The sequence below is a fragment of the uncultured Aquabacterium sp. genome, assembly GCF_913773725.1.
In the GTDB taxonomy this organism is placed as follows: Bacteria; Pseudomonadota; Gammaproteobacteria; order Burkholderiales; family Burkholderiaceae_C; genus Aquabacterium.
The window spans coordinates 1-25946 of record NZ_CAJYGK010000042.1 but is presented as its reverse complement, the minus strand read 5'-3'; the positions used below and the strand labels follow the sequence as shown (position 1 = coordinate 25946).

The window sequence follows — 25946 nt, the reverse complement described above, 5'->3', positions numbered from 1 at the left end:
TGTAAGAGGGGGGACGCCGCACACACACTGTGCAGCGCCTCCCTCTTTTCGGTATGTGAAGCGCACAGGACTTGTTCGACGGGCCCGTCACTCTTGCTTTCGGGCAACCTGTCTGCAGGGTGTCGGGCGGGCGTTCAGCTGCTGTTCAGGCACCCACGTCGGTGTCCACCATGCCGCCCGCACGGCGCCACTGCTGTGGCGTCATCCCGAAACGGGCTCGAAAGGCTCGGCTGAAGTGCGAGGAGCTGCCGAACCCATGGCGCACGGCGATCTCGGTGATGGTGCGCGCGCGATGCTGCGGCGAGCCCAGGTCGGCCGCACAGGCTTCCAGTCGGCGCTCCAGGATGTAGCGCGCCGCCGTTGTGGATTCGGCCTTGAACACGCGGTGCAGGTGCGTGGCCGAGATCCCCAGGTCGCGCGCCAGCATGCCGACGTTCAGCGCCGGGTCATGCAGGCGCTGGTCGATGGCACTCTTGATGCGGTGCAGGTGGTAGACCGCCAGCGGCCGACGGGCCGGGGCCGCGCCCGCCATGCACACCCCCAGGCCCTCGACGATGAGCTCGAAGGCCGCATGCATCAGGGCCTCTTCCGCTGCACGGTCCAGATCCCCATGAAGCCCGCAGACCTCTTCCACCAAGGGCAGCAGCGCGCGGCGCAGCCAGGCGATCTGCCCCCCGATCTGGTGACACAGCAGCCGGTCGATGTCGGGCAACACCCGGCGCGTGCGGTGTCCGGGCAGTTTGAACTGCGCCGTACCGAAGGGCGCCTCGCTGCGGAAGACAAAAGGCTTGGCGTTGGTCCAGACGGTCATGGCGCCGGGTTGCAGCAGCAACTCGCGTTCGGCCTGCTGCAACGTGGCCTGGCCTTCCAGCTGGATCGCAACGTAATACGCCACGTGCTCGTCCCGGGCGACCTGCCCGTCCACATTGCGCGCCTGCATGGGGGCGCTGTGCAGCATCGAGGCCTCCATGTGGGGCACCACGCAGTGCCGCACCTGCCCCCGGATGCCACCCGGGATGCCGGGCGTCAGGACGCACTGGGAATACAGCGAACACAGGACATCGGACCAGAAGGCCTGACGGCTCTCGGGTGGCACGGTCTCGGTATCGAACACGATCCTCACGGACTCAGCTCCTAAGATGAACCGTGATCACGTGGCAACCGCCGTGCGCAGCGGCCCGCGGCCGAGCACCCCATTTTGTGACGGCGCGTAGCACGCGCAACGGATTCTGTCCACACCCTGTATTTGGCGGCCGTTGTCATTCCCGCGTCGCGCCATCCGTTCCTATACTGTGGGCACCACCCTTTACGCGACGGGGTCAGCCGTTCCCCCCGCCGCTTGCCACTTCATGCACCACGACACCCGCTCCAGGACGGTGACGGCGCCGGCCCTGCTGCTGACGCTGGTGTGTACGGCTGCCCCCCTGGCGATGGTGTGGGGCGCCGGGGGGCGGGGACTGAGTCCCCATCTCGTGGCCGCCCTGGTCGGTGTCATCTGCCTCGTGGTGGCACTGTTGCTGTGGCGCGTGCTGAGCCAGACGGCGCAGTTGCGGGCCGAAGTGAAGGAGGCGCACCGCCAGCTGGGCGCAGAGCGCGCCGCCCGACTGCAGGACCAGGAAGCCGCTGCCCTGCGCTATGCCGAACTGGAGCGCCAGAGCCAGGACGAGCGCGCCGAACTGGAGGTGCTGTACGCCACGGCGCCCATCGGGCTGTGCGTTCTCGACCGCGACCTGCGCTGGCTGCGCATCAACGGCCACCTGGCCGAGATCAACGGCATCCCGGCTTCGGCCCACCTGGGCCGCACCGCATACGAGCTGCTGCCCGGCCTTGCCCCTCAGGCCCGTCGGATCGTCGACCAGGTCATGGACAGTGGCCTCCCCTTGCACGGGGTCGAGGTGCGCGGGGAGACACCGGCCCGTCCGGGCCACGAACGCATCTGGATCGAGCACTTCAACCCTTTGCGCAACAGCCAGGGCGAGGTCGTCGCCGTCAACGTCGTCTGCCAGGACGTGACCGAGCAAGTGCAGGCGGCCACCGCCCTGCGCGAGGCCGACCGTCGCAAGGACGAGTTCCTCGCCACGCTGGCGCACGAGTTGCGCAACCCGCTGGCGCCCTTGCGCAGCGGCCTCGACATCCTGCAGCGTGCACCGGCGCACAGCGAGGTGGCGCTGCGCGCCCAGGAGATGATGGCCCGGCAACTGGCCTACATGGTGCGCCTCATCGACGACCTGCTGGACGTGTCGCGGATCCGGACAGGCAAGCTCGAGCTCCGACGCCGTCGGGTGGCCGTCCAGGACGTGATCGATGCCGCAATGGAAAGCAGCCGCCCGCGGCTCGACGCGGCACACCACCGGCTCACGTTGGCGGTGCCGACCGAGCCGCTGGCCATCGATGCCGATCCCGTGCGCCTGGCCCAGGTCCTCTCCAATCTGGTCAACAACGCGGCCAAGTACACCCCGCCGGGCGGCCGCATCGAGGTGCACGCCCGCGCTGTGGGCGACCAGGCGCACATCACCGTGACGGACAACGGCATGGGCATTCCGGCCAGCATGCTGCCGCACGTGTTCGATCTGTTCACGCAGGTCGGCCACCACGCCGAGCATGCGCAAGGCGGCTTGGGCATCGGCCTGTCCCTTGCCCGCAAGCTCGTGGCCCTGCATGGCGGCACGCTGGAAGCCTGCAGCGCCGGACCAGGCCAAGGCAGCACCTTCACCGTCATCCTGCCGCGCCAGCCCGGCGTATCGCCCAGCCACCTGGAAGCGGACGGTGCGGGCACCGCCACGCCGGTGCCCGAGATCCCGGCCACAGCGCCGCGGCCGGCACCCGAGTCGGACGCTGTGCCGCCCGGCCCATCAGCCCGCCGGGTGCTGATCGCGGACGACAACCTGGACGCCGGAGCCACGCTCGCCATGCTCCTGGAGCTGGAAGGCGTCACCACGCGCACGGTGGGCAATGGACCGGACGCACTGCTCGAACTGGCGGCCTTCCGCCCTCACCTCTTCTTCTGCGACATCGGGATGCCCGGGCTGGATGGCCACGAAGTGGCCCGCCAGGTGCGCGCCGACCCGTCCCATCAACGTACTGTGCTGATCGCCGTGTCCGGCTGGGGCTCGGACACCGACAAGCGCCACGCGGAGGCAGCCGGCTTCGACGGCCACCTGACCAAACCAGTCGACGCGCAGGCCCTGCGCGCCCTGCTCCGGGTTCACTTACCCGACTGACACGCAGGCAAGCTTTACCCGTGCACGGCAAAAGGTGCACGCGCCCCCTCGGGGCCACACCGACCGGCCTGGCCCGCGCGGTGTGCCGGGCACAACCTTTGCCGAACTGCGGCTCATTCGCACGCCACCTTGCCCTGCCATGGCCCTGCCCCACGCCCAACTGCTCGACATCGTCGATGTCTCTCCCCTCGGCGACCAGCTCGTCGAAGCCCGCAGCACCAGCCTGATCAAGACCCGTCGGGTGCAGTTGCTGCACCTGGTACTGGGCGCCCACGAAGACCAGCCCGCTCACCGCGTCGCAGACGAGTGCATCGTGCACTGCCTCGAAGGACGCGTCGAGCTGACCTACCCGGGCGGTGTGCGGCCGCTGCAGGCCGGGCAATTGGTGGTGCTGCCCGCAGGCCAGGTTCATGGCCTTCGGGCGCGCGGCCGTTGCGCTGTGCTGGTGACCCTGCTGCTGCAGGATGGAGACGCCGGCGACCACGGTGGCCAGCGCGCCCTCGACACCCTGCCCGACCCTGACCAGGAGCCCTGACATGAGCAACGCCTCCGAAGACACCACCCCGCTCGGCGAAACCGAACTGCACGCCTTCGCAGCCGCGCTGGACGCCCGCGAAGCAGCGCTCGAGGGCGAGGTGCGCGACGTCAACGCCGTGGACCAAGCTGACCGCGAAGGCTTCGCAGGGGTGGCCCCCGATCTGGTGGACGTGGCTGAGCACCGCCGCGGCGAAGACATGCGCCACGCCGAGCGCGAACGCGACGAACTGGAACTGGCGGAGATTGGCGCCGCACGCCTGCGCATGGCGGAGGGCGTGTACGGGCAGTGCACCGATTGCGGTGAGCCGATCGCCCGCGCCCGCCTGCAGGCGCAGCCGTGGGCGGCCCGTTGCATCGACTGCCAGGAGCAACATGAACGTGTGCATGGGCATGCCGTGCCCATCGTCGCCACGGGGGCCGACAACCGGTAATTTTCCCGGCGGCGCACCCTGACGTGCCCGCTCGTCTCTTGATCGGCCTGCTTTTCCGCGGTTTGCCTCAAGCGCGGCACGTTACCCTGTCCGCTTGGAGTACCGCGACATGCAGGGCTTGCCCGCCACCCCCGATCACCCCTCGACGTCCCGCACCGGCCCCTCAGCGGCCCCTGACCCGCTGGAGCGGGCGGTACAACGTCGCACGCGCGAGTTGTCGATGATTCAGGACGCCGCGATCATGACGCTGGCCGCCATGGCCGAATCCCGCGGCGCCGACACCGGCAACCACATCGTGCGCGTGCAGCACTATGTACGCGCCCTGGCGCGCAAGCTGTCCAGCCACCCCCGGTTCGCCCATGAACTGACCTCGCCCCGCATCGAACTGCTGTTCAAGGCCGTGCCCCTGCATGACATCGGCAAGATCGGCATCCCCGACCGCGTGCTGCTCAAGCCCGGCAAGCTGGACACGGACGAGTTCGAGATCATGAAGAAGCACGCCGCGCTGGGCCGCGACGCGATCGTGCAGACCGAGAACCTGATTGGCACCCCGGTGCCCTTCCTGCAACTGGCCCGTGAGATCGCCTATTCCCATCACGAGAAGTGGGATGGGAGCGGCTACCCGGAAGGCCTGCGCGGCGAGGCCATCCCGCTGTCAGCCAGGCTGATGGCCGTGGCCGATGTGTACGACGCCCTCATCAGCCGGCGCATCTACAAGGAACCGATGCCCCACGAACAGGCCGTGACTGTGATCCGCATGGCCTCGGGTCGCCATTTTGATCCGGACATCGTGCAGGCCTTTCTGGACATCGAAGGCAGCTTCCAGGCCATTGCCACAGCCTACGGTGACTCGGAAGCCGACATCGCGCGCAAGCGGGCCTACCTGCTGGACGCGCAACCCGACGCCGTGCCCCCGGCGGGCTGACCGCCGCCCCCTCTTGCTCAGCGTCGGGGCGCGTACACCGCGTCGACCAGGTCCGCGTGGTGATGCATCAGCGCCGGGCGCTTGAGCTTCAGCGTGGGCGTCATGAGCCCGGCGTCGATCGTCCACGGGTCGGCCAGCAGACGCACCTGCTTGGGCACGGCGTACGAAGGAAACGCGCTCACGAGGCGCACGATGCGCTGCAACGCCATCTGCCGGGCCTCGCCGCTGTCGAGCGCGCCGGGCGCATCCGGGTCCAGGCCCGCAGCCCGGGCAGCCGACGCCCAGACCGACGGGTTGACCACCGCCAGCACCGACAGGAACGGCCGCTGTTCGCCGATCACCAGCACCTGTGCAAACAGCGGATCGGCCTGGATGGCCAGTTCCAGGTCCGAGGGCGCGATCTTCTCCCCCGTGGACGTGACGATGATGTCCTTGATGCGCCCCACGATGTAGAGCCGGCCCTCCGTCAGTCGCGCCTGGTCACCCGTGTGCAGCCAGCCATCCGGCTCCAGCACGCGCTGCGTGTCCTCGGGGCGCTTCCAGTAGCCCTGCATCACGGTGGGGCCCGCCACCAGCAGTTCGTTGTTCTCGCCGATGCGCACCTGCACGCCCGGCAGCGGTCGCCCCACCGAGGCCGGGTCGTTGTCATCCGGCGTGTTGCAGCTCACCACGGGCGAGGTTTCCGTCATGCCATAGCCCTGCAACAGGGTCAGCCCCAACCCCAGGTAGAACCGGGCCACGGCGTCGCTCAGCGGTGCGCCGCCAGCGATCGCCATGCGCAAACGCCCACCGAAAGCACCCAGCACCTTCTGCGCCACCAGCGCATGCAGGGCGGGCCAGATCAGGCGATCGGTCAGCGTCACTTCGCTGCGTCCCTGGGAGGCGAGGAAACGCCGCCAGCCGACCACTTCTGCCATCTCGAGCAAGCGACGCTTCACGCCGCCTTGCTGGTGGATGGCCTCCATCACCTTGGCATGCACCCGCTCGTAGATGCGCGGCACCGACACCAGCACCGTGGGTCGCACCTGCACCAGGTCTTCTTGCAGCAGCGCCACCGAGCGCGCGTAGACCACACAAGCCCCGGCGGCGATCGGCAGGTAGTAGCCCACCGTGCGCTCGAAGGTGTGGGACAAGGGCAGGAACGACAGCAGCACGTCGTCCGGCGTGACGACAAAACGCTGCAGCACCGCCTTGATGTTGGCCACCACGTTGCCGTGCGTGAGCATCACGCCCTTGGGCTTGCCTGTCGTGCCGGAGGTGTAGACGATGGCCGCCAGCGTGTCGGCCGTCGGCGCCGGCAGATCGACCACGCCGGCCGCGCCCACCCCCAGGTCCAGCCAGGCATCACGCTGCGCCACCCGCGCCGGTTGCGGCGCCTCGACCGGGCCGCTCACCGCCTCTTGCACGATGACCTGGCGCAGGCCCGGCAGCGGCTGCCCTGCGCCTGCGATCGACTGCCACCGCGCCACGCTGTCCACGAGCAGCACGGCCGCATCGCTGTCGCTCAGGATGTAGGCCACGCTTTGCGGGTTGTCCACCGCGTGCATGGGCACGGGCACCAGCCCGAGCGACAGGGCAGCCAGGTCCATGCAGACGTGGTCGAGCCCGTTGGGCACCAGAATGCCCACGCGCTCCCCTGCCGTCACGCCGGTGGCCAGCAAGGCCGCACGCCAGCGTGTCACCTGCCTCAGCGTGTCACCCCAGTTCCAGCTGACCCAGCGACCGGTCCCGGCGTCGTGCTGACGATAGGCTTCGCGTTCAGGGGTCGCGGCGGCGCGCCAGGCCAGCAGATCGGCGAGGGTGTGGACGCGGCCGAGATCGGACACGGTGACAGGACGGGAAGACATCGGCAAGGACTCGGTTCAACGCAAAACCCGTAAGCCTACACAGCGCGCACGCGCTGAAACGACGGCGAGTTGACGATCACGGCGCTGGCTGGAGCCGCTGCAGCAACTCGGGCGTGGGATGACCATCCGCCGGCAACCCCTGCTCCCGCTGGAAGGCGCGCAGGGCCTGGCGGGTCGCCGGGCCGAACTGGCCGTCGGGGGGCCCACTCTCGAAGCCCAAGCGGTTCAACCCCGCCTGCAGTGCCTGGATTTCACCGCGATTCAGCGCCCGCTGGTCACGGGGCCAGGGCGCCCGTACGCCCGGCCCACCTGCAATGCGCTGCGACAGCAACGCCACCGTCAAGGCATAGCTGGTGGCATTGTTGTATCGCAGCTGGGCCCGGTAGTTGCGCCCCACCAGAAAGGCCGGCCCCCGCACACCCGCCGGCAGCAGGACAGCGGCGTCGGCGAGGGGTGGCAGGGGTCCGCCATCCATGGCCGACACTCCCTCTGCGGCCCACTGCGCCGCGCTCTGGCGCAGCCCCGCGTCGGCGCGAGCCGGGTCGAACCCAGCTGGCAGGCGCACTTCGGCGCCCCAGGGCTCCTGCGCCTGCCACCCCGCCCGCGCCAGATAGTGGGCCGTGGAGGCCAGCACGTCCGGCATGCTGCCCCAGATGTCACGCCGGCCATCCCCATCGGCATCCACGGCATAGGCCAGGAAAGACGAAGGCATGAACTGGGTCTGCCCCATGGCGCCGGCCCAGGAGCCCACCATGTGCGCCCGGTCGATGTCCTTGTTCTGCAGGATCCTGAGCGCGGCGATCAGCTCGCCTTTCGCCCAGGCCTCGCGCCGCCCTTCGAAGCCCAGCGTGGCCAACGCATCGATCACGGGCACATCCCCATGGTTGCGGCCGTAATTGCTCTCGATGCCCCACACGGCCATCAGCACCGGGGCCGGCACGCCATAGCGCGCGGCGGCCACTTCGGCCTCCTCACGCCAGGCCGCCAGTTTCTGCTGGCCGGTGGCCACCCGCTGCGGCGACACCGCGGTGTCGAGGTAATCCCACAGCGTCCGGGTGAACTCGGGCTGACTCCGGTCGGCCACGATGGCGCGCGGGTGCAGGCGAACCCCCGCCAGTGCGTCGTCCAGCGTGGCGTCATCGATGCCGGCTGCGCGGGCGGACTCGCGAAAGCGCGCCAGCCATTCGGCAAAGCGCTGCTCGGTGCTGGCGGCGCTGCCCTCCTGCGGCGTGCCCGACGGCATGGGCGCAGGCTGGGGTGGCGTCAGCTCCCCCGGTGATGGCGGAGCCGGCGGGCGGGACGCGCAGCCTGCGAGCCACAGCGCCGTGCAGGCCAAAGGAACGGAAAGCGATCGAGACAGAAACATGAGGCAGGACCAGGCAGGCAGGCAGGACGGGGTCACCAGAAGGCAGACCACGGGCAAGCTCGGTGCCCGTGGGACCGGATCATGCCCTGTAAGGCCGAGCCGCGGGAACCAACAGCGCCCCCCGGACAGCCGAATTTCAGGCGAGAGCCCCGCCAGATGACCCTTTTGGCGCCACAGCTTTTGGGTACGATCCCGGGATGGACCTTGCCCTGTTGACCGCGCCCGTGCACGGCACCCCGTCCTCTCGTCCCCGGAGCCACCCGTGAGCCCCCTGACCATTCGAGCCTTTGCACCGGGCGACGAGCTCGCCATCTGCGACATCTACAACCCCTACATCCTCGGTAGCACCGCCACATTCGAGGAAGTGCCGCTGCAACCCGCCGAGATGCGAGAGCGCATCGACCGCTATCGGGCGCACCACCCCTGGCTCGTGTGTGAAGAAGAGGGCCGGATCGTGGGCTACAGCTACGCGAGGCCCTATCACGAGCGGGCGGCCTACCGGCATACCGTCGAGCTGTCGGTTTACATCCGCCAGGGGCATGGCGGGCGGGGCATCGGCCGGCTGCTCTACACCCCGCTGATCGACCACCTGCAGGCCAACGGCTGCCATGCCTTGATGGCCGTGATCTCGCTGCCCAACGCCGCCAGTGTGGCCCTGCACGAATCGCTCGGCTTCGTCAAAGTCGGGCATCTGCGCGAAGTGGGCCGCAAGTTCGACCGCTGGCTGGACATCGGCCATTGGCAGCGTCTGCTGTGACGCCATGCCGCCTCAACCAGATCGACCAGGGAGAAACATGACATCGACCTTCCGGCGCCAGCCAGCCCGTTTCGGGCAGGCTCTCGCGGCGTCCATGCTGCTTGCCACAGGCGCCCATGCCCAGACCAGCATTTACCGCTGCACGGACGGCAACGGCCACGTGGCCTACCAGTCCGTGCCCTGCGCCGGCAGCGGCAATGGCAAGCAGCTGGACACCGGCGCCGCAGGGCGGGCCCCAGCGCCTCGCCCGGTCGCCACCTCGACGCCACCCCCGTCTGCCGACACCGCCGCCAGGGCGAACGCCCGGGGCGTCGAGCCGACCCAGGGCCCGCAAGGTACCCAGACGTGGGGCGTGGACGCCGACGTCATCGTGGTCTCGGGCTATCAGTTCTCGGCCGGGATCACGCAGGTGCACGTCAACCACCCCGCGCGTCCGGTGCTGCTGGTGCTCACTGGCTACAACAAGACCGAATGGAAAGTGCTGCCTGCACCCGGCACCCGGATCAAGGCCATCGTGGCTGCGGCTGCGTCGGACGGCCCGCCCCTGGTCCAGCCCCTGCCTCAGGTGCCGGTGGCGTACGACGACCTGCCCTATGCCACCGAAACCGGCAACGTCAAGTTCCGGCAGCTCATCGGCAAGCTCCACACGCGCTACGGCGTCAACAAGGTCACCGGCTTCCGCGGCGGCTACCAGTTGCCGGCCGTGGTGCCGGTCAGCGGCCCCTTCGCGCCCGACCCCAACCTGTCGCTCGACGGGCTGCGCCCGGAGGTGCCGCGCGTCCAGTTCAGCTTCGACCTTCTGAGCACCGACGGCCGACGCCTGCCCTGGACCAACACCGGCCCCAAGGACGGCAAGCGCTACATGGGTGTCGTGCGCGGTGGCGGCCCCTTCTCCATGCAGCGCGGTGGACCGGCCGCCATGCGGGAAGACGGCCGTGAGGCCTATGCGCTGGAAGGCAATGGCAGCACGCTGATGTGGTTCCCACAGGGCTTCAACGGGCCATCCCAGAAGGTGACCCTGCCGACCAACATGCCGCCCCTGTCATGGGGCTCGGGCATGGTGTGGGACGCCCGACGCAATGTGCTGGCCATCGTGTCGTTTGGCGGCGAGGGCCACTTCTACCGCTACGACACCCGCGCCCGCCAGTGGCTGGGCGCGCGCTCGCTGCAGAACCGGGACCTCTTCAGCCTGGCCCAGGACCCGGCCTCGGGCCGCTACTTCTCGGTCTCCGACAAGGCCGAGCTGATCGTCTTCAACGAGAACGGCGAGCTGGAAGAGGTGCAGCCCCTGGCCAGGCTCATGCCCGACCTGGACAGCACCTACGACCGCGGAAACGAGCGCATGCACGGGCTTTCGGTGGCAGCGGGCCCGGGTGTCGTGGCCATCCTCAACATCCGGGACGCCTCCGTCACCCACATCTGGACCTACGAGCTGGGCAGCCGCAAAGGCCAGCTCACGTACAAGATGGCGGAATGAGGTCGGCCGCGACGCTGCGGATCACGCGGATCGCAGACAGCCACGTCCAGCATCTCGGCCCATTCGACGGGCGGGCGGTGCTCGTGGTCGTGGGCCGCCAGAACCAGCTGCGGCGCTCCGCCCCCATCGATGCCATCGCGGCCGGGCTTCACGGCCCCGACCTCAGCGTGTGCTGGCACGAACGCCCCGGCGCACTGCACGCCCGCCTGCGAGAACAGGCGCTGGACCGGATGCGGCACCGGTGGTTGGGCCAGCTCACCGCCGATCACCCCCACGCAGGCCGGCTCGCCCTCAAGACCGTGCGCCTGGTCCTCAAGATGCGCTACCCGAAGCGGCGCGCGTGGGTCGGCCCACGTCTCCAACCTGGCGCCACGCCGCCCGATGCCGAACTGGCCGACTTCGTTCGCCACCTGCGCGCTCGGCAGGTGTTCCTGCTCGGGCATTCGGCGGGGGGCAGGCTTGCCTCGCTGCTGGACGCGGAGCCCAAGGTGACGCGGCTGGTGTGCTTCGGCTACCCGTTCAAGCACCCAGACCTGCCCGAGGAGCCGGCCCGAACCGCGCACCTCCCGGCCATGACCAAGCCGTTTCTGATCCTGCAGGGTGATCAGGACAGCTACGGGACCCCGGCGGACGCGGCGCGCTACGCGCTGTCGTCGACCATCGTCCTCGAGCCCATCGCGGCCGACCATGACTATGCGGCCCTGTCGCCGCAGCAGATCATGGCGCTGACGCAGCGGATAAGGCGCTTTCTCGGGCTGATCTGAGGTCGAGTGTGGTCCGGCCTGGCACTTGCCGCCTGAAAAAGCACAGAACGGAGGGGGAACTTTCCGTGCTTAGCACTCTCTTACGCAGAGTGCTAATATCGATCCGAGAAGGAGCCGAAAGGAACCATCGATGACCATGACCACCGCCCTTGCCACCCGTGACCCCTGGAGTGTGGTGCCCTCGCTGGGCAATCTGGACGCGTACATCCGCTCGGTCCAGAGCATCCCCATGCTGGAGGCCGAGGAAGAGCAGGCGTTGGCCCGGCGCCTGCGTGACCATGCCGACCTGCAGGCCGCCTCGAAGCTGGTGCTCTCGCACCTGCGCCTGGTCGTGTCCATCTCGCGCCAGTACCTCGGCTACGGCCTGCCCCAGGGCGACCTGATCCAGGAAGGCAATGTGGGCCTGATGAAGGCCGTCAAGCGCTTCGACCCCGATCAGGGCGTGCGGCTGGTGTCTTATGCCATGCACTGGATCAAGGCCGAGATCCACGAGTACATCCTGAAGAACTGGCGCATGGTCAAGGTGGCCACCACCAAGGCCCAGCGCAAGCTGTTCTTCAACCTGCGTTCGCTGAAGCACCAGTTCAAGGGCGAGGCCTCCGAAGACCCCACCGCGCACATGGGCCGCGCCAGCCTGTCCGAGGCCGACATCCACCGTGTGGCCGCCGAACTCGACGTGCGTCCGGAAGACGTCATCGAGATGGAAACGCGCATGGCAGGCGGCGACGTGGCCCTCGAAGCCCCGACCGACGACGATGGCGACGCGCCCGTGGCCCCGCTGGCCTACCTGGCCGACGACGCCCACGAGCCGACCCGCGTGCTGGAATCCGCCCGCCGCGACTGGCTGGCTTCCGACGGCATCACGCACGCACTGGCCTCGCTGGACGACCGCAGCCGCCGCATCGTGGAAGAGCGCTGGCTCAAGGTCAATGACGACGGTTCGGGCGGCATGACGCTGCACGAACTGGCCGCCGACTACGGCGTGAGCGCCGAGCGCATCCGCCAGATCGAGGTGGCGGCCATGAAGAAGATGCGCAAGGCGCTGGCCGAGGTCGTCGAGGCCTGAGGCCTTCGCGCCCGCCCTCCAACAGAAACGGCGCCTCAGGGCAACCTGGGCGCCGTTGTCACGTCCGGGCCAGGCAAGAGGGGCCGCGGGCAGAGGTGCCCCACCCTCACAGCCAGCCGCGGGCCTTCAGATCGGCTTCGGCCTGCGCGGCGTGCTCGAATCGCACCGCGCGCCAGCCCAGCTCCAGGGCCGTGCGGATGTTGTGCACGTTGTCATCGATGAACACCGTGCGCGATGGCGCCACACCGAACGCCTCGATGGCCGTGTGAAAGATGTCGGCGTTGGGCTTGATCTGCTTGACGTCGCACGAGAACACGCCAGAGCGGAAGTGCTTCAGAAAGGCGTGCTCGCGCTGCAAGAAGGCCGCATAGGGCGCCGGCATGTTCGACAGGAAGTGCAGTCGCGTGCCGGCCGCGGCCAGTCGCTCCAGCCACGCCACCGTGTCGGCCAGCGGCGCCAGGTGCGGCGGGATGGCGTGCATCAGCCGGTCCAGATCCGCCTCGGGCAGGCCGGTGCGCCGGGCGATGAGCCCCCGCACCTCGTCCCACTCGGCCGTGCCCCGGTCGAAGGCGGCCCAGTCCCCGTCGGGCATGAAGGACTGGAACACGGTGTGCGCCAGCGCCAGGGCTTCCTCGGCGTTGCGGGCGTGATCGGGCATCACCTGCTGCAGCAGCACCACCGGCTGCCAGTTGAACAGCACCCCGCCAAAATCGAACACCACCGCGTCGGGCGGCGGCAGAGGCGCCACAGCGCCAGCTTGCATCAAGGTCATCGGGGGTCGGTTCAGGCGCGCAGTTGTCGGATCATCGCGGCGGTGGCGGCATCCAGGCCGCTGACATCGCCGCTGCTCAGGCGGGGCAGCAGTTCCTTGCACATCGCCTTGCCCAGCTCCACCCCCCACTGGTCGAAGGAGTTGATGCCCCACAGCGCCCCGCTCACGAAGGTGCGGTGCTCGTGCAGCGCGATCAGCGCGCCCAGCGAACGCGGCGTCACCTCGTCCAGCAGCAGCGTCAGGCTGGGGCGATTGCCCGGGAAGGTACGGTGGCGCGCGATCACCTCGGGCGCCAGGTCCTTCGACGCCGTGGGCGCCTGCTCACCCGCGGCCTCGGCCGTGGTCTTGCCCCACATCAGCGCCTGGGCCTGGGCCAGCCCATTGGCCAACAGCATGCGGTGCTGCTCGGCGAACAGGTCACGCAGCGCCGGCGACATGGCCTCGGGCTGACGGAAGCTCGGGCGCTTGACCAGGATGAACTCCACCGGGATCACGTCCGTGCCCTGGTGCAGCATCTGGTAGAAGGCGTGCTGCCCGTTGGTGCCCGGCTCACCCCAGACCACTTCGCTGGTGGCGTAGGGCACGGGATGGCCGTCGGCATCCACGCACTTGCCGTTGCTCTCCATCACCAGCTGCTGCAGGTAGGCCGGCAGGCGGCGCAGGCCGTTGTGGTACGGCGAAATGCAGCGGCTGGTGTAGCCCTTGAAGTTGCGGTACCAGACATCGAGCAGCCCCAGCTGGATCGGCAGGTTGGCCGCCAGCGGCGCGGTGGCGAAGTGCTGGTCCATGGCGTGCGCGCCGGCCAGAAAAGCCCGGAAATGCGTGCTGCCCAGCGCCAGCGCCACCGGCAGGCCGATGGCCGACCACATCGAGTAACGGCCGCCCACCCAGTCCCAGAAGCCAAAGGTGGTGGTCACCCCGAACTGCGCCGCGGCCGCCACATTGGTCGTCGTGGCCACGAAGTGGGTGGCGATGTCGGTGCCGCCCGCATCCACGAACCACTGGCGCGCCGCCTGGGCGTTGGCCATGGTTTCCTGCGTGGTGAAGGTCTTGGAGGCGATGATGAACAGCGTCGTCTCGGGCTTCAGCTTGTGCAGCACCGAAGCCAGGTCCTGCCCATCGACGTTGCTGACGAAGTGGTAGCGCAGGGCCGGATCGGCGAAGGCTTCCAGCGCCGGCACCGCCATCTGCGGGCCCAGGTCCGAGCCGCCGATGCCGATGTTCACCACGTCCGTGAAACGCCCCTCGGCGCGCACCGCGTCCACATAGGCCAGCATGCGGTCGAGCACATCGTGCACCAGCTCGCTGTGCGGGCCCTGCCCCTTGGGCGCGCGCAGCGCCGTGTGCAGCACGGCCCGGCCCTCGGTGCCGTTGATGGGCTCGCCGGCCAGCATGGCGTCGCGGCGGGCCTCGATGCCACACTCGCGCGCCAGGCCCAGCAGGTGCTCCCGCGTGGCCACATCCCAATGCGCGCGCGACAGGTCGGCCACCATCTCGGGCGCTGCGACCGTGAGCCGCCGCACGCGGTCCGGGTCGTCGGCAAACAGCGACCGCAGATCGAGTTCGCGGCCATGGGCTTGCAGGTGGCCGGCCAGGGCTTGCCACGCCACGGTCTGGTCACAACGCGGGTGAGACATCAATCAGGGCTCCGAGGGGGTGAGGGGCGAAAGGCGGATCAGGCCTGCAGCGCCTGGATCATGGCGTCGAGCTTGCCGGCGTCCACGGCGAACGCGCGGATGCCTTCAGCCAGCTTTTCGGTGGCCATGGCGTCCTCGTTCAGCGCGTAGCGGAAGGCCGCCTCGCTCAGCGGGGCCTCGGCCACGCCGACCTGAGACGGCGGCGTCAGCTTGCGTGCGACCGGGGCCTCGCTGGCCTGCAGTTGCGCCAACAGATCGGGGCTGATGGTCAGCAGGTCGCAGCCGGCCAGCGCAATGATCTGGCCCACGTTGCGGAAGCTGGCCCCCATGACCTCGGTCGCAATGCCATGGTCCTTGTAGTAGGCGTAGATGCGCGCCACCGACTTCACACCGGGATCGTTGTCGCCGGCGTTCGCGGCCTCGTCCCAGGCAGCGCCGGCCTGCTTCTTGTACCAGTCGTAGATGCGGCCGACGAAGGGGCTGATGAGCTGCACCTTGGCATCGCCGCAGGCCTGGGCCTGGCAGAAGGCAAACAGCAGCGTCAGGTTGCAGCGGATGCCTTCCTGTTCGAGCACGCGGGCGGCCTGGATGCCCTCCCACGTCGAGGCGATCTTGATCAGCACGCGGCTGCGCGGGATGCCGGCCGCCTCGTACAACCCCATGATGCGGCGCGCGCGCGCCACGGTGGCCTCGGTGTCGAAGCTCAGGCGGGCATCGACCTCGGTCGACACGCGGCCCGGCACCACCTTCAGGATCTCGAGCCCGAAGCGCACCAGCACGTTGTCGACGATGACGTCGAGCGCCTCGCCCTTGTGGGCTTTCACCGTGTCCGCCAGCAGCGGGGCATAGTCAGGCTTCTGCACGGCCTTCAGGATGAGCGACGGATTGGTCGTGGCATCCTGGGGCGTGAACTGAGCAAGCTGCTTGAAGTCGCCGGTGTCGGCCACAACGGTGGTGTATTGCTTGAGCTGGTCGAGTTGGCTGGGCATGTGCGTACAGTGGCTGCAGACTGACAGGCCACCACGCCGATTGCACAGCGGGCTCCCGTCAGAAGTATTATCGTTAGATTAACACCGGGAGCATGACACCCCCGGTGTAAACCCTCCACCACTATCGCACAGGCCGCAGCCATGTCCTTTGACCTCGTCTTCTTCGGTGGCACCGGTGACCTCACCTGGCGCAAGCTGATGCCCGCCCTCTTCCAGGCCTGGCGGCACGGCAAGCTGCCGGCCGACGGGCGCATTCTGGCGGTGGCCCGTGACCAGCGCGACGACGCGGGTTACCGCGACTGGCTGAAGGACCGCCTGCAGGCCGCCGACACCGCCAAGCGCCCGACCGACGAGGAGTTCGAGCAGTTCTCTCAGCTGGTGCACTACCGGCCGATGGACCTGTCCAAACCCGACGACTACCAGCGACTGAAACGCTGGCTCGATGAGCGCAACGCCGACACGGCCGTCATCTACCTGGCCACCAGCCCGCACCTGTTCCCGGTCATCTGCACCCAGCTGGGCGCCGCCGGCCTCAACCACGACCGCGTGCGCGTGGTGCTGGAAAAGCCGCTGGGCCACGACTTGGCCAGCGCACAGGAAATCAACCGCGTGGTGCGCTCGGTGTTCAGCGAACGCCAGGCCTTCCGCATCGACCACTATCTGGGCAAGCCCTCGGTGCAGAACCTCATGGCCCTGCGCTTCGGCAACGTGCTCTTCGAGCCGCTGTGGCGCCGCGAAAGCATCGCCAACATCCAGATCACGCTGGCCGAGAGCCTGGGCGTGGGCACCCGCGGCGACTTCTACGACCGCACCGGCGCGCTGCGCGACATGATCCAGAACCATGCGCTGCAGCTGCTGACCATGGTGGCGATGGAACCGCCGTCCAGCGCCGACGCCGATGCCATCCGCGACGAGAAGCTCAAGGTGCTGCGCTCGCTCAAGCCCTTCGACGCCGTGTCGGTGGCGCGCGACGTGGTGCGCGGCCAGTACCGCGCCGGCACCGTGGAAGGCCAGCCCGTCAAGGGCTACCTGGAAGAGGACAAGGTGCCGGGCGGCAGCGCCACCGAAACCTTCGTGGCGCTGCGCTGTGAGGTGCAGAACTGGCGCTGGGCCGGCGTGCCCTTCTACCTGCGCACCGGCAAGCGCCTGGCCACCCGCCATGCCGAGATCGTCGTGAACTTCCGCTCGACACCCCACTCGATCTTCCCGGGCGCAGCTCACCCCAACAAGCTGGTGATCAAGCTGCAGCCGGAGGACGGGTTGGAACTGCACCTGCTCGCGGCCAAGGGCTCGGTCGGCTCGACCGATGCCAGCGGCGCCGAAAAGCTGTCGCCGGTGTCACTCGACCTGGACTTCGACAAGGCCTTCCCGACCGATCGGGTGGGCGCCTACGAACGCATGCTGCTGGATGCGCTGGCGGGGCGACTGAACCTGTTCGTGCGATCGGACGAGCAGGAACAGGCCTGGCGCTGGGTGGAACCGATTCTGGAGGCCTGGAAGCAGGACCCCCACGGCGTGCGGACCTACGCCGCAGGCACCTGGGGCCCCCCCGCGGCCAGCGCCCTGGTGGCGCGGGATGGCTTCACCTGGCCGGAAGAAGCCTGAAGCCGGGGCGCCGCACAGTGACGCGGCGCCTTCGCCGCGCGGTGGCGGCCTCGCACGAGCGCGCGGTCAGCCCGACTGCAGCAGGCCGTCCACCCCGTACAGCCGGGCCAGCTCGGTGAGCTTGGCCGGCAGAGACTGCACGGAGAACGCACGTCCCTTGGCGCGGGCCATGCGCTGGCACTCCAGCAGCACGGCCAATGCGCTCGAGTCGAACTGCTGCAAGGCCGAGCCGTCCACCGTCAGCATGACGACCTGACCGGGCGCGCCGGCCGCCGCCTGATCCAGCGTCTGCTTGAACAGGCTGAGCACATGCGGCACATCGGCATGCGTGATGACGGCAGGCAGCAACAGCATGGCACTCATCAGCCCGTCGACTTCTTGTTGGCCAGCTGCTTGTTGCGCTCGACCAGCTTGGCAATCAGGCCGTCGATGCCGGAGGCGTTGACCTCCTGTGCAAAGCTGCTCTGGTAGGTCTGCACCAGCCAGGCACCCAGCACGTTGACGTCGTAGATCTTCCAGCCGCTGGCGGCCTTCTCCAGACGGTAGTCGATCTGGATCGGATCACCCTGGCCCTTGACCACCGTCCGCACCACCACCTCGGTGTCCTCCGGGCGGCTGCGCATCGGGCGGAACTCGACCGTCTGGTCCTTGATCTGGGCCACGGCGCCGGCATAGGTGTAGACCAGCAGGGTCTTGAACTCTTCCTGCAGGCGCTTCTGCTGCTCGGGCGTCGCCTGACGCCACGGCCGGCCCACGGCCGACGCCGTCATGCGCTGGAAGTTCACGTGCGGCAGGATCTTGGTGTCGACCACGGCGATCAGCTTGCGCACATCGCCCGACTGGATGGCCTTGTCGCCCTTGACGGTGGCGAACACGTCGGCCGTGATGGCCTTGACGAAGGCGTCCGGCGCCTGCGCGGCCGCAGCGGCCACGGCGGGGTTCGGCGCCACCGGCGCGGTCTGGGCGATCGCAGCGCCCGTGCCGGCCAGTGCCAGCAGCGACAGGGCCAGCACGCGGAGCGAGGAGGGTTGCTTCAGCATGGGATCAGGGTCCTTCAAAAGGCCAGATGGTCATTCAACGCACGGGCTGCCCGCTCGGCCGACACAGCCGCCGGGCTCGGGCCCTTCAGCGCGACGCGGCCGGCGCCGGTGTGACAGGGGCCGAGGGGGCCGCGGCCGGCACATCGACCGGGGCCGAGGGCGCGGAGGGTGTCGGCGCAGGGGCTGCGGCTTCTTCCTCGGACGGCGCATAGTAGACGCCATCGTCGTCGTCCCCGTCGCCATCGACGTCCTCATCAGGGGGATTGCCTTCGTAGATCAGGTTCTGCCGACGCTGCAGGTAGGCGTCGCGGATGAAGCTGTATTTGTCCAGCGCGACATCGTCCAGCAGGGTCGTCGCTTCCAGCAGGTTGGCGCGCAGGCTCACCAGACGCAAGGCCGTGATCCCGACGCCCTGAGCGGTGGTCTCCCCCAGCGACGAAGGCGAGGCGTACATGTCGGCGGGCAACGCCAGCGAATCACGGGCCGTGGACGAGCCCAGGAAGGGCCAGACCACGTAAGGGCCGGGCCCCATGCCCCAGACGCCCAGCGTCTGTCCGAGATCCTCGTTCGGGCGCTCGATCTGCATGGGTGTGGCCACGTCGATCAGGCCCAGCAGCCCGAAGGTCGTGTTGACCGAGACGCGAATCACACCCATCGTGCCATCGGCGAAGCGCCCCTGCAGGAACAGGTTGACCGTCGACCAGGCATCGCCGATGTTGGCCATGAAGTTGCGCACCCCGGTCCGGACCGGGCTGGGCACAACCGCGTTGTAACCCCGGGCCACCGGCTGCAGCACGTTGCGGTCCACGGACTCGTTGAAACCGAACACCTGCCGGTTCCAGGGCTCGAGCGGGTCATGCGGATGCGGACCGGTGGCGCACCCCTGCAACAGCACTGCCGACAGGGCGCCTGCTGCGATCAGGACTCGGGTGCTCGCGCGAGAGGCACTCACTTGCCGCCCCCCTTGTCGTTGCCTTCTGCAGCCTTGCTGTAGAGGAACTGGCTGATGAGGTTTTCCAGCACGATGGCCGACTGGGTGCTCTTGATGGTGTCGCCCTGGGCCAGGTTGGTCTCGCCATAGCCTGGCTCGAGGCCGATGTACTGCTCACCCAGCAGGCCGGCCGTCAGGATCTTGGCCGAGCTGTCCTTGGGAAAGGCCACGCCCTTGTTGAGCGTGATCTCGACCTGGGCCTGGTAGCTCTGGCTGTCGAAGCCGATCGACTTGACCCGGCCCACGACCACGCCAGCGCTCTTGACCGCAGCCTGCGGCTTGAGACCGCCGATGTTGTCGAAGCGGGCCGTCACGGTGTAGCCCGAGTCGAAGCTCAGGGTCAGCAGGTTGCCGGCCTTCAGAGCCAGGAAGAGGATGGCCGCCGCGCCAATCAGCACGAACAGGCCCACCCACACATCATGTTTCGATTTCTGCATCTTGTCGTCCTTCCAGCCTGCCGCCCGATCAGATCGAGAACATCATGGCCGTCAACACAAAGTCCAGGCCGAGCACGGCCAGGGAGGCCATGACCACGGTGCGGGTGGTCGCCAGCGACACCCCTTCGGCCGTCGGCTTGCACCCGTAGCCCTGCAGCAATGCCACGAAGGTCACGGTGAAACCGAACACCACACTCTTGATCAGGCCGTTGCCCACGTCCTGGAACACGTCCACGCCGCTCTGCATCTGCGACCAGAACGCGCCGGGATCCACCCCGATCATCACCACACCGACCAGCCAGCCGCCCAGGATGCCGACCGCGGAAAACACGGCAGCCAGCAAGGGCATGGCAATCACACCGCCCCAGAAGCGCGGAGCCAGCACACGCTGAATCGGGTCGACCGCCATCATCTCCATGGCCGCCAGCTGTTCGCCGGCCTTCATGAGGCCGATGCCGGCCGTCAAGGCCGTGCCAGCCCGACCGGCAAACAGCAAGGCGGCCACCACCGGCCCCAGCTCACGGGCCAGCGACAGGGCCACCATCAGACCCAGGGCCTCGCTCGAGCCATAGCGCTGCAGGATGTAGTAGCCCTGCAGTCCGAGCACAAAGCCCACGAAAAGGCCCGAGACCAGGATGATGGCGAGCGAATAATTGCCCAGGAAGAAGATCTGCTCGGACAAAAGGCGCGGGCGCCGGAAAGTGGCCGGCAAGGTGCCCAGCAGCTTCAGGAACAGCCGCGTGGCGTAGCCGATGTCGGTGACCTTCAGGCGCACGGCCTGGCCCACCACGCTGGGTCGCAACCACCGGATCATCCGCGCACCCCGAAATCATGGCCCGCGTCCTGCGCGGGGTAATGGAAACGCACCGGGCCGTCGGCCGCGGCGTGCACGAACTGCTTGACCAGCGGGTCTTCGCTGGCACGCATCTCGGCCGGCGTGCCCTGCGCCACGATGCGGCCGTTGGCCAGCAACACCACATGGTCGGCAATCAGGAAGGTTTCCTCGACGTCGTGCGACACCAGGATGCTGGTCAGCCCCATTGTGTCGTTGAGCTCGCGGATCAGGCGCGCCGCCACCCCCATCGAGATGGGGTCCAGCCCCGCAAAGGGCTCGTCGTACAGCATCAGTTCCGGGTCCAGCGCCATGGCCCGGGCCAGCGCGACCCGGCGGGCCATGCCGCCCGAGATCTCGCTGGGCATGAGGTCGCGCGCACCGCGCAGGCCCACCGCATTGAGCTTCATCAGCACCAGATCCCGGAGGATGGACTCGGGCAGGCGGGTGTGCTCACGCAGCGGAAAGGCCACGTTCTCGAACACCGACAGGTCGGTGAAGAGCGCACCGAACTGGAAAAGCATGCCCATGCGACGCCGGGCGGCCATCAGACCGGCCGCGTCCAGCGTGGCCACGTCCTGCCCATTGACGAGGACCTGGCCGCGCATCGCGCCGATCTGCCGGCCGATCAGGCGCAACACCGTGGTCTTGCCCCCGCCGGAGGTGCCCATCAGGGCCACCAGCTTGCCCCGCGGCACGACCAGGTCGATGTCCTCGAGGATGATGCGCTCGCCATAGCCGCAGGTGACGCCCCGGAGTTCAACCAGGGCATCCGGCACGGCAGCCGCGCTTTCAGCAGCAGGAGTGGGGGTAAGTGGCGTTGACATGAAATGGTTGCCGGTGCAAAGACACCAATCCCCGATCATAGGGCATGGTCTTGGTGCATGCAGGACGCGGGTGGCATGCCCGCCGCGCAGGCCCAGGTAAACAAAGCCTGCCCCCTCTTCTGGAGGGCGTGCTGTGCGTCAGAAGCACAAAGGCCGCCCCGTCGGGCGGCCTTTGCTGGCGCGCACTGGAGGCGCGCGAGACCGATCAGCGCGGCAGCGTGGTCGAGCCCATCAGGAAGGCGTCGACTTCGCGCGCAGCCTGACGGCCTTCGCGGATGGCCCACACGACCAGCGACTGGCCACGGCGCACGTCGCCAGCGGCGAACACGCCCGCCACGTTGGTCTTGTAGCCGCCGATGTCGGTCGAGGCCTTGGCGTTGCCGCGGGCATCCTTCTCGACACCGAAGCCTTCCAGCAGCGTGTTGACCGGGTTCACGAAACCCATGGCCAGCAGCACCAGGTCGGCCTTGAGCGTCTGCTCGGAGCCCGGCACCTCGTTGAACTTGCCGTCCTTGAACTCGACGCGCACGGTCTTGACACCCGTGACCTTGCCGTTTTCGCCGATGAATTCCTTCGTGGCGATGGCGAACTCCCGCTCGCAGCCCTCTTCGTGGCTCGAGGAGGTGCGCAGCTTGATCGGCCAGTACGGCCAGGTCAGCTCCTTGTTCTCCTGCTCGGGCGGCTGGGGCATCAGCTCGAACTGGATCACGCTCTTGGCGCCGTGACGGTTCGAGGTGCCCACGCAGTCGGAGCCGGTGTCGCCACCGCCGATCACGATCACGTTCTTGCCCGTGGCCATGATCTGGTCCTTGACCTTGCCGCCGGCGTTCACGCGGTTCTGCTGGGGCAGGAACTCCATCGCGAAGTGGATGCCGGCCAGATCGCGGCCCGGCACCGGCAGGTCACGCGACTGCTCGGCACCGCCGGCCAGCAGCACGGCGTCGAAGTCCTGCTTCAGCTGCTCGGGGGTGACGGTTTCCTTGGCCCAGTTCGTGACCTTCGAGCCCTTGGGCAGTTCGCCCACGATGACGTTGGTCTTGAAGACCACGCCTTCGGCTTCCATCTGCTTGACGCGGCGGTCGATGTGCGACTTGTCGAACTTGAAGTCGGGGATGCCGAAGCGCAGCAGGCCGCCGATGGTGTCGTTCTTCTCGAAGACGGTCACGTCGTGACCGGCCCGGGCCAGCTGCTGCGCTGCGGCCATGCCGGCGGGGCCGGAGCCCACGATCGCGATCTTCTTGCCGGTCTTGACCTTGGCCGGCTGGGGCTTGACCCAGCCCTCCTGCCAGGCGCGGTCGATGATGGCGTGCTCGATCGACTTGATGCCGACGGCATCGTTGTTGATGTTGAGCACACAGGCGGCCTCGCACGGCGCCGGACACACACGCCCCGTGAAGTCGGGGAAGTTGTTGGTCGAGTGCAGGACCTCGATCGCGTTCTTCCAGTCCTGGTGGTACACCAGATCGTTGAAGTCCGGGATGATGTTGTTGACCGGGCAGCCGTTGTTGCAGAACGGGGTGCCGCAGTCCATGCAGCGCGCGCCCTGGATCTTGGCCTGCTCTTCGGTCAGGCCGATCACGAACTCCTTGTAGTTCTTGACGCGCTTCTCGACGGGCTCATAGCCCTCTTCCAGACGCTCGAATTCCAGAAAGCCGGTGACTTTTCCCATTTCAAACTCCTAACGCGCGGCTTCAGGCCTTGGCCTTGGTGGCGGACTTGGCCTTGGCAACGACGGCCGTGGCTTCTTGCTTGGCGCCCATTTCGGTCAGGGCGCGGCGGTACTCGTGCGGGAAGACCTTGACGAACTTGGCCATCGAGGCAGGCCAGTTGTCCAGGATTTCGCGGGCACGCAGCGAGCCGGTCCAGCGGTGGTGGTCCTCGATCAGCTTCTTGAGCAGGGCCTCGTCGGCCTGGCCCTTGTGCATCGGAATGCCGGCATCGGCCTGTTCGGCCGCGGGCAGCACCTTCTCGAGGGCGACCTGAGCCAAGTTCACACGCTTGGCGAACTGGCCGTCTTCGTCATAGACGTAGGCCACGCCGCCCGACATGCCGGCCGCGAAGTTGCGACCCGTCTTGCCCAGCACGGCCACGGTGCCGCCGGTCATGTATTCGCAACCGTGGTCACCCGTGCCTTCGACCACCGCCGTGGCGCCGGACAGGCGCACGCCAAAGCGCTCGCCGCCCACGCCGCGGAAGAAGGCCTCACCGCTGGTGGCACCGTACAGCACGGTGTTGCCCACGATGATGTTGTCGGTCGCGTTGCCGCGGAACTCGATACTCGGACGCACGACGATGCGACCGCCCGACAGGCCCTTGCCGGTGTAGTCGTTGGCTTCACCGATCAGGTACAGGGTGATGCCCTGGGCCAGGAAGGCGCCGAAGGACTGGCCGCCCGTGCCTTCCATCTGGATGAAGATGGACTGGTCAGGCAGGCCATCGGGGTGGTGCTTGATCAGCTCGCCCGACAGCATGGCGCCGACGGTGCGGTTGACGTTCTTGACCTCCTCCATGAACTGGACCTTCTCGCCACGCAGGATGGCCGGCTGGGCCTTCTCGATGAGGCGGACGTCCAGGGCCTTGTCCAGGCCGTGGTCCTGGTGGTCGACATGCAGGCGGGGCACGTCGGCCGGAACCGGCGGCAGCGCGAACACGCGGCTGAAGTCCAGACCCTTGGCCTTCCAGTGCTCCACACCCTTCTTGGTGTCGAGCAGGTCGGCGCGGCCGATGAGGTCGTCGAACTTGCGGATGCCCAGCTGGGCCATGATCTGACGGGCTTCTTCGGCAACGAAGAAGAAGTAGTTCACGACGTGCTCGGGCTTGCCGGAGAACTTCTTGCGCAGCACCGGATCCTGCGTGGCCACGCCCACCGGGCAGGTGTTCAGGTGGCACTTGCGCATCATGATGCAGCCTTCGACCACCAGCGGCGCGGTGGCGAAGCCGAACTCGTCGGCACCCAGCAGGGCGCCCACGATCACGTCGCGGCCGGTCTTGATCTGACCGTCGGTCTGCACGCGCACACGGCCGCGCAGGCGGTTCAGCACCAGGGTCTGCTGGGTTTCAGCCAGACCCAGTTCCCACGGCGTGCCGCAGTGCTTGATCGACGACCAGGGCGAAGCGCCCGTGCCGCCGTCGTGGCCGGCGATCACGATGTGGTCGGCCTTGGCCTTGGCCACACCCGTGGCCACCGTGCCCACGCCCACTTCCGACACCAGCTTGACCGAGATGTCGGCCTTGGGGTTGACGTTCTTCAGATCGTGGATCAGCTGAGCCAGGTCTTCGATCGAGTAGATGTCGTGGTGCGGCGGTGGCGAGATCAGGGTCACGCCCGGTACCGCGTAACGCAGCTTGGCGATCAGGCCGTTGACCTTGCCGCCTGGCAGCTGGCCGCCTTCACCGGGCTTGGCGCCCTGGGCAACCTTGATCTGCAGCACTTCGGCGTTGACCAGGTACTCCGGGGTCACGCCAAAGCGGCCGGTGGCCACCTGCTTGATCTTCGAGCTCTTGATGGTGCCGTAGCGCGACGGGTCTTCACCGCCCTCGCCAGAGTTGGAACGCGCGCCCAGGCGGTTCATCGCCTCGGCCAGCGCTTCGTGGGCCTCTGGCGACAGAGCACCCAGCGAGATACCGGCGGAGTCGAAGCGCTTGAGGATCGCCTCCAGCGGCTCGATCTGCTCCAGCGGTAGTGGCTGGTCGGCCACTTTCACCTTCAGCAGGTCGCGGATCATCGACACCGGGCGCTGGTCGACCAGCGTGGTGTATTCCTTGAACTTGGCGTAGTCGCCCTGCTGCACGGCGGCCTGCAGGGTGTTGACCACGTCCGGGTTGTAGGCGTGGTATTCGCCACCGTGGACGAACTTCAGCAGGCCGCCCTGCTGGATCGCCTTGCGGTTGTTCCAGGCTTCGTTGGCCAGCAGCTTCTGCTCGTTCTCGATGTCGAGGAAGCGCGCGCCCTGGATACGGCTCGGGGTACCCGGGAAGCACAGGCCGGTGACTTCGTCGGCCAGGCCGATGGCTTCGAACAGCTGGGCGCCACGGTAGGAGGCGATGGTGGAGATGCCCATCTTCGAGAGGATCTTCAGCATCCCCTTGGAGATGCCCTTGCGGTAGTACTTGAACACCTCGTAGAGGTCGCCCAGCACTTCACCGGTGCGGATCAGGTCGGCCAGCACCTCGTAGGCGAGGAACGGATAGACCGCCGAGGCGCCGAAGCCGATCAGCACCGCGAAATGGTGCGGATCGCGGGCGGTGGCGGTCTCCACCAGGATGTTGGAGTCGCAGCGCAGCCCGGTCTGCACCAGGCGGTGGTGCACCGCGCCGACGGCCAGGGCAGCATGCACCGGCAGTTTGCCGGGAGCGATATGGCGGTCGCTGAGGATCAGCAGCACCTTGCCGCCGCGCACGGCTTCCTCGGCCTGGTCGGCGATG

Annotated in this window: 23 protein-coding genes; 9 read left to right on the top strand and 14 right to left on the bottom strand. The window is 68.1% G+C overall.

Features of this window, described 5'->3' with window-relative positions:
- Positions 1-145 precede the first annotated feature (145 nt).
- On the bottom strand, positions 146-1123 hold the full coding sequence (locus QZ709_RS04880) for a helix-turn-helix domain-containing protein (RefSeq protein WP_294636181.1): 978 nt from the start codon (positions 1121-1123) through the stop codon (positions 146-148).
- 226 nt (positions 1124-1349) lie between these two features.
- Here QZ709_RS04880 and QZ709_RS04875 point away from each other — a divergent pair, with 226 nt between their 5' ends.
- From QZ709_RS04875 to QZ709_RS04860, 4 genes are all read left to right on the top strand, one after another.
- Positions 1350-3221, top strand: coding sequence for an ATP-binding protein (locus QZ709_RS04875; protein WP_294636180.1), 1872 nt, complete (start codon positions 1350-1352; stop codon positions 3219-3221).
- Positions 3222-3360: 139 nt separating this feature from the next.
- Entirely contained in the window at positions 3361-3756 is a 396-nt protein-coding gene (locus QZ709_RS04870) for a cupin domain-containing protein (protein WP_294636179.1), read from the top strand.
- Position 3757: 1 nt separating this feature from the next.
- On the top strand, positions 3758-4189 hold the full coding sequence (locus QZ709_RS04865) for a TraR/DksA family transcriptional regulator (RefSeq protein WP_294636178.1): 432 nt from the start codon (positions 3758-3760) through the stop codon (positions 4187-4189).
- Between the two features lie 109 nt (positions 4190-4298).
- Positions 4299-5114 (top strand): HD domain-containing phosphohydrolase, encoded by an 816-nt coding sequence (locus QZ709_RS04860; protein WP_366937143.1) that lies wholly within the window; start codon positions 4299-4301, stop codon positions 5112-5114.
- Positions 5115-5131: 17 nt separating this feature from the next.
- On the opposite strand, the gene QZ709_RS04855 is transcribed toward QZ709_RS04860, so the two are convergent.
- Positions 5132-6961, bottom strand: a complete 1830-nt coding sequence (locus QZ709_RS04855; protein WP_294636177.1) for a long-chain fatty acid--CoA ligase — start codon at positions 6959-6961, stop codon at positions 5132-5134.
- Positions 6962-7037: 76 nt separating this feature from the next.
- Positions 7038-8327: a lytic murein transglycosylase gene (locus QZ709_RS04850; RefSeq protein ID WP_294636176.1), complete on the bottom strand. Its 1290-nt coding sequence runs from the start codon at positions 8325-8327 to the stop codon at positions 7038-7040.
- A gap of 262 nt (positions 8328-8589) precedes the next feature.
- Here QZ709_RS04850 and QZ709_RS04845 point away from each other — a divergent pair, with 262 nt between their 5' ends.
- The 4 genes from QZ709_RS04845 to rpoH all read left to right on the top strand — a co-directional run bounded on the left by QZ709_RS04845 (position 8590) and on the right by rpoH (position 12391).
- Complete coding sequence (locus QZ709_RS04845; RefSeq protein ID WP_294636175.1) at positions 8590-9084, top strand: N-acetyltransferase family protein; 495 nt, start codon at positions 8590-8592, stop codon at positions 9082-9084.
- Between the two features lie 37 nt (positions 9085-9121).
- Complete coding sequence (locus QZ709_RS04840; RefSeq protein ID WP_294636174.1) at positions 9122-10561, top strand: DUF4124 domain-containing protein; 1440 nt, start codon at positions 9122-9124, stop codon at positions 10559-10561.
- Complete coding sequence (locus QZ709_RS04835) at positions 10558-11325, top strand: alpha/beta family hydrolase (RefSeq protein ID WP_294636173.1); 768 nt, start codon at positions 10558-10560, stop codon at positions 11323-11325. The genes QZ709_RS04840 and QZ709_RS04835 overlap by 4 nt, the downstream gene beginning before the upstream one ends.
- Positions 11326-11455: 130 nt before the next feature.
- The gene (rpoH, locus tag QZ709_RS04830) at positions 11456-12391 is read left to right on the top strand and encodes an RNA polymerase sigma factor RpoH (RefSeq protein ID WP_294636172.1); all 936 of its coding nucleotides are present in this window, start codon (positions 11456-11458) and stop codon (positions 12389-12391) included.
- Positions 12392-12497: 106 nt separating this feature from the next.
- Here rpoH and QZ709_RS04825 read toward each other — a convergent pair whose 3' ends face one another.
- Genes QZ709_RS04825 through tal form a run of 3 tightly spaced genes read right to left on the bottom strand, consistent with a single transcriptional unit; the run spans position 12498 to position 15789 of the window.
- The gene (locus QZ709_RS04825) at positions 12498-13163 is read right to left on the bottom strand and encodes an HAD family phosphatase (protein ID WP_294636171.1); all 666 of its coding nucleotides are present in this window, start codon (positions 13161-13163) and stop codon (positions 12498-12500) included.
- 11 nt (positions 13164-13174) lie between these two features.
- Positions 13175-14800, bottom strand: coding sequence for a glucose-6-phosphate isomerase (pgi, locus tag QZ709_RS04820; RefSeq protein WP_294636170.1), 1626 nt, complete (start codon positions 14798-14800; stop codon positions 13175-13177).
- A gap of 38 nt (positions 14801-14838) precedes the next feature.
- Positions 14839-15789, bottom strand: a complete 951-nt coding sequence (gene tal, locus QZ709_RS04815; RefSeq protein ID WP_294636169.1) for a transaldolase — start codon at positions 15787-15789, stop codon at positions 14839-14841.
- Positions 15790-15930: 141 nt separating this feature from the next.
- Between tal and zwf the strand changes: the two genes are divergently transcribed.
- Complete coding sequence (zwf, locus tag QZ709_RS04810) at positions 15931-17394, top strand: glucose-6-phosphate dehydrogenase (RefSeq protein WP_294636168.1); 1464 nt, start codon at positions 15931-15933, stop codon at positions 17392-17394.
- 66 nt (positions 17395-17460) lie between these two features.
- On the opposite strand, the gene QZ709_RS04805 is transcribed toward zwf, so the two are convergent.
- The 8 genes from QZ709_RS04805 to gltB form a co-directional block, all read right to left on the bottom strand.
- On the bottom strand, positions 17461-17748 hold the full coding sequence (locus QZ709_RS04805) for an STAS domain-containing protein (protein ID WP_294636183.1): 288 nt from the start codon (positions 17746-17748) through the stop codon (positions 17461-17463).
- A gap of 8 nt (positions 17749-17756) precedes the next feature.
- A complete protein-coding gene (locus tag QZ709_RS04800; RefSeq protein WP_294636167.1) occupies positions 17757-18434 on the bottom strand; it encodes an ABC transporter substrate-binding protein in 678 nt (225 codons plus the stop codon).
- Positions 18435-18519: 85 nt separating this feature from the next.
- Positions 18520-19386, bottom strand: coding sequence for a VacJ family lipoprotein (locus QZ709_RS04795; protein ID WP_294636166.1), 867 nt, complete (start codon positions 19384-19386; stop codon positions 18520-18522).
- The gene (gene mlaD, locus QZ709_RS04790; RefSeq protein WP_294636165.1) at positions 19383-19862 is read right to left on the bottom strand and encodes an outer membrane lipid asymmetry maintenance protein MlaD; all 480 of its coding nucleotides are present in this window, start codon (positions 19860-19862) and stop codon (positions 19383-19385) included. The genes QZ709_RS04795 and mlaD overlap by 4 nt, the downstream gene beginning before the upstream one ends.
- A 28-nt stretch (positions 19863-19890) precedes the next feature.
- A complete protein-coding gene (gene mlaE / locus QZ709_RS04785; protein WP_294636182.1) occupies positions 19891-20673 on the bottom strand; it encodes a lipid asymmetry maintenance ABC transporter permease subunit MlaE in 783 nt (260 codons plus the stop codon).
- Positions 20673-21521: an ABC transporter ATP-binding protein gene (locus QZ709_RS04780; protein WP_294636164.1), complete on the bottom strand. Its 849-nt coding sequence runs from the start codon at positions 21519-21521 to the stop codon at positions 20673-20675. The genes mlaE and QZ709_RS04780 overlap by 1 nt, the downstream gene beginning before the upstream one ends.
- 205 nt (positions 21522-21726) lie before the next feature.
- Positions 21727-23190, bottom strand: coding sequence for a glutamate synthase subunit beta (locus QZ709_RS04775; RefSeq protein ID WP_294636163.1), 1464 nt, complete (start codon positions 23188-23190; stop codon positions 21727-21729).
- Between the two features lie 22 nt (positions 23191-23212).
- Positions 23213-25946 (bottom strand): glutamate synthase large subunit (gltB, locus tag QZ709_RS04770; protein WP_294636162.1); only part of this gene is annotated, 2734 nt, incomplete at its 5' end.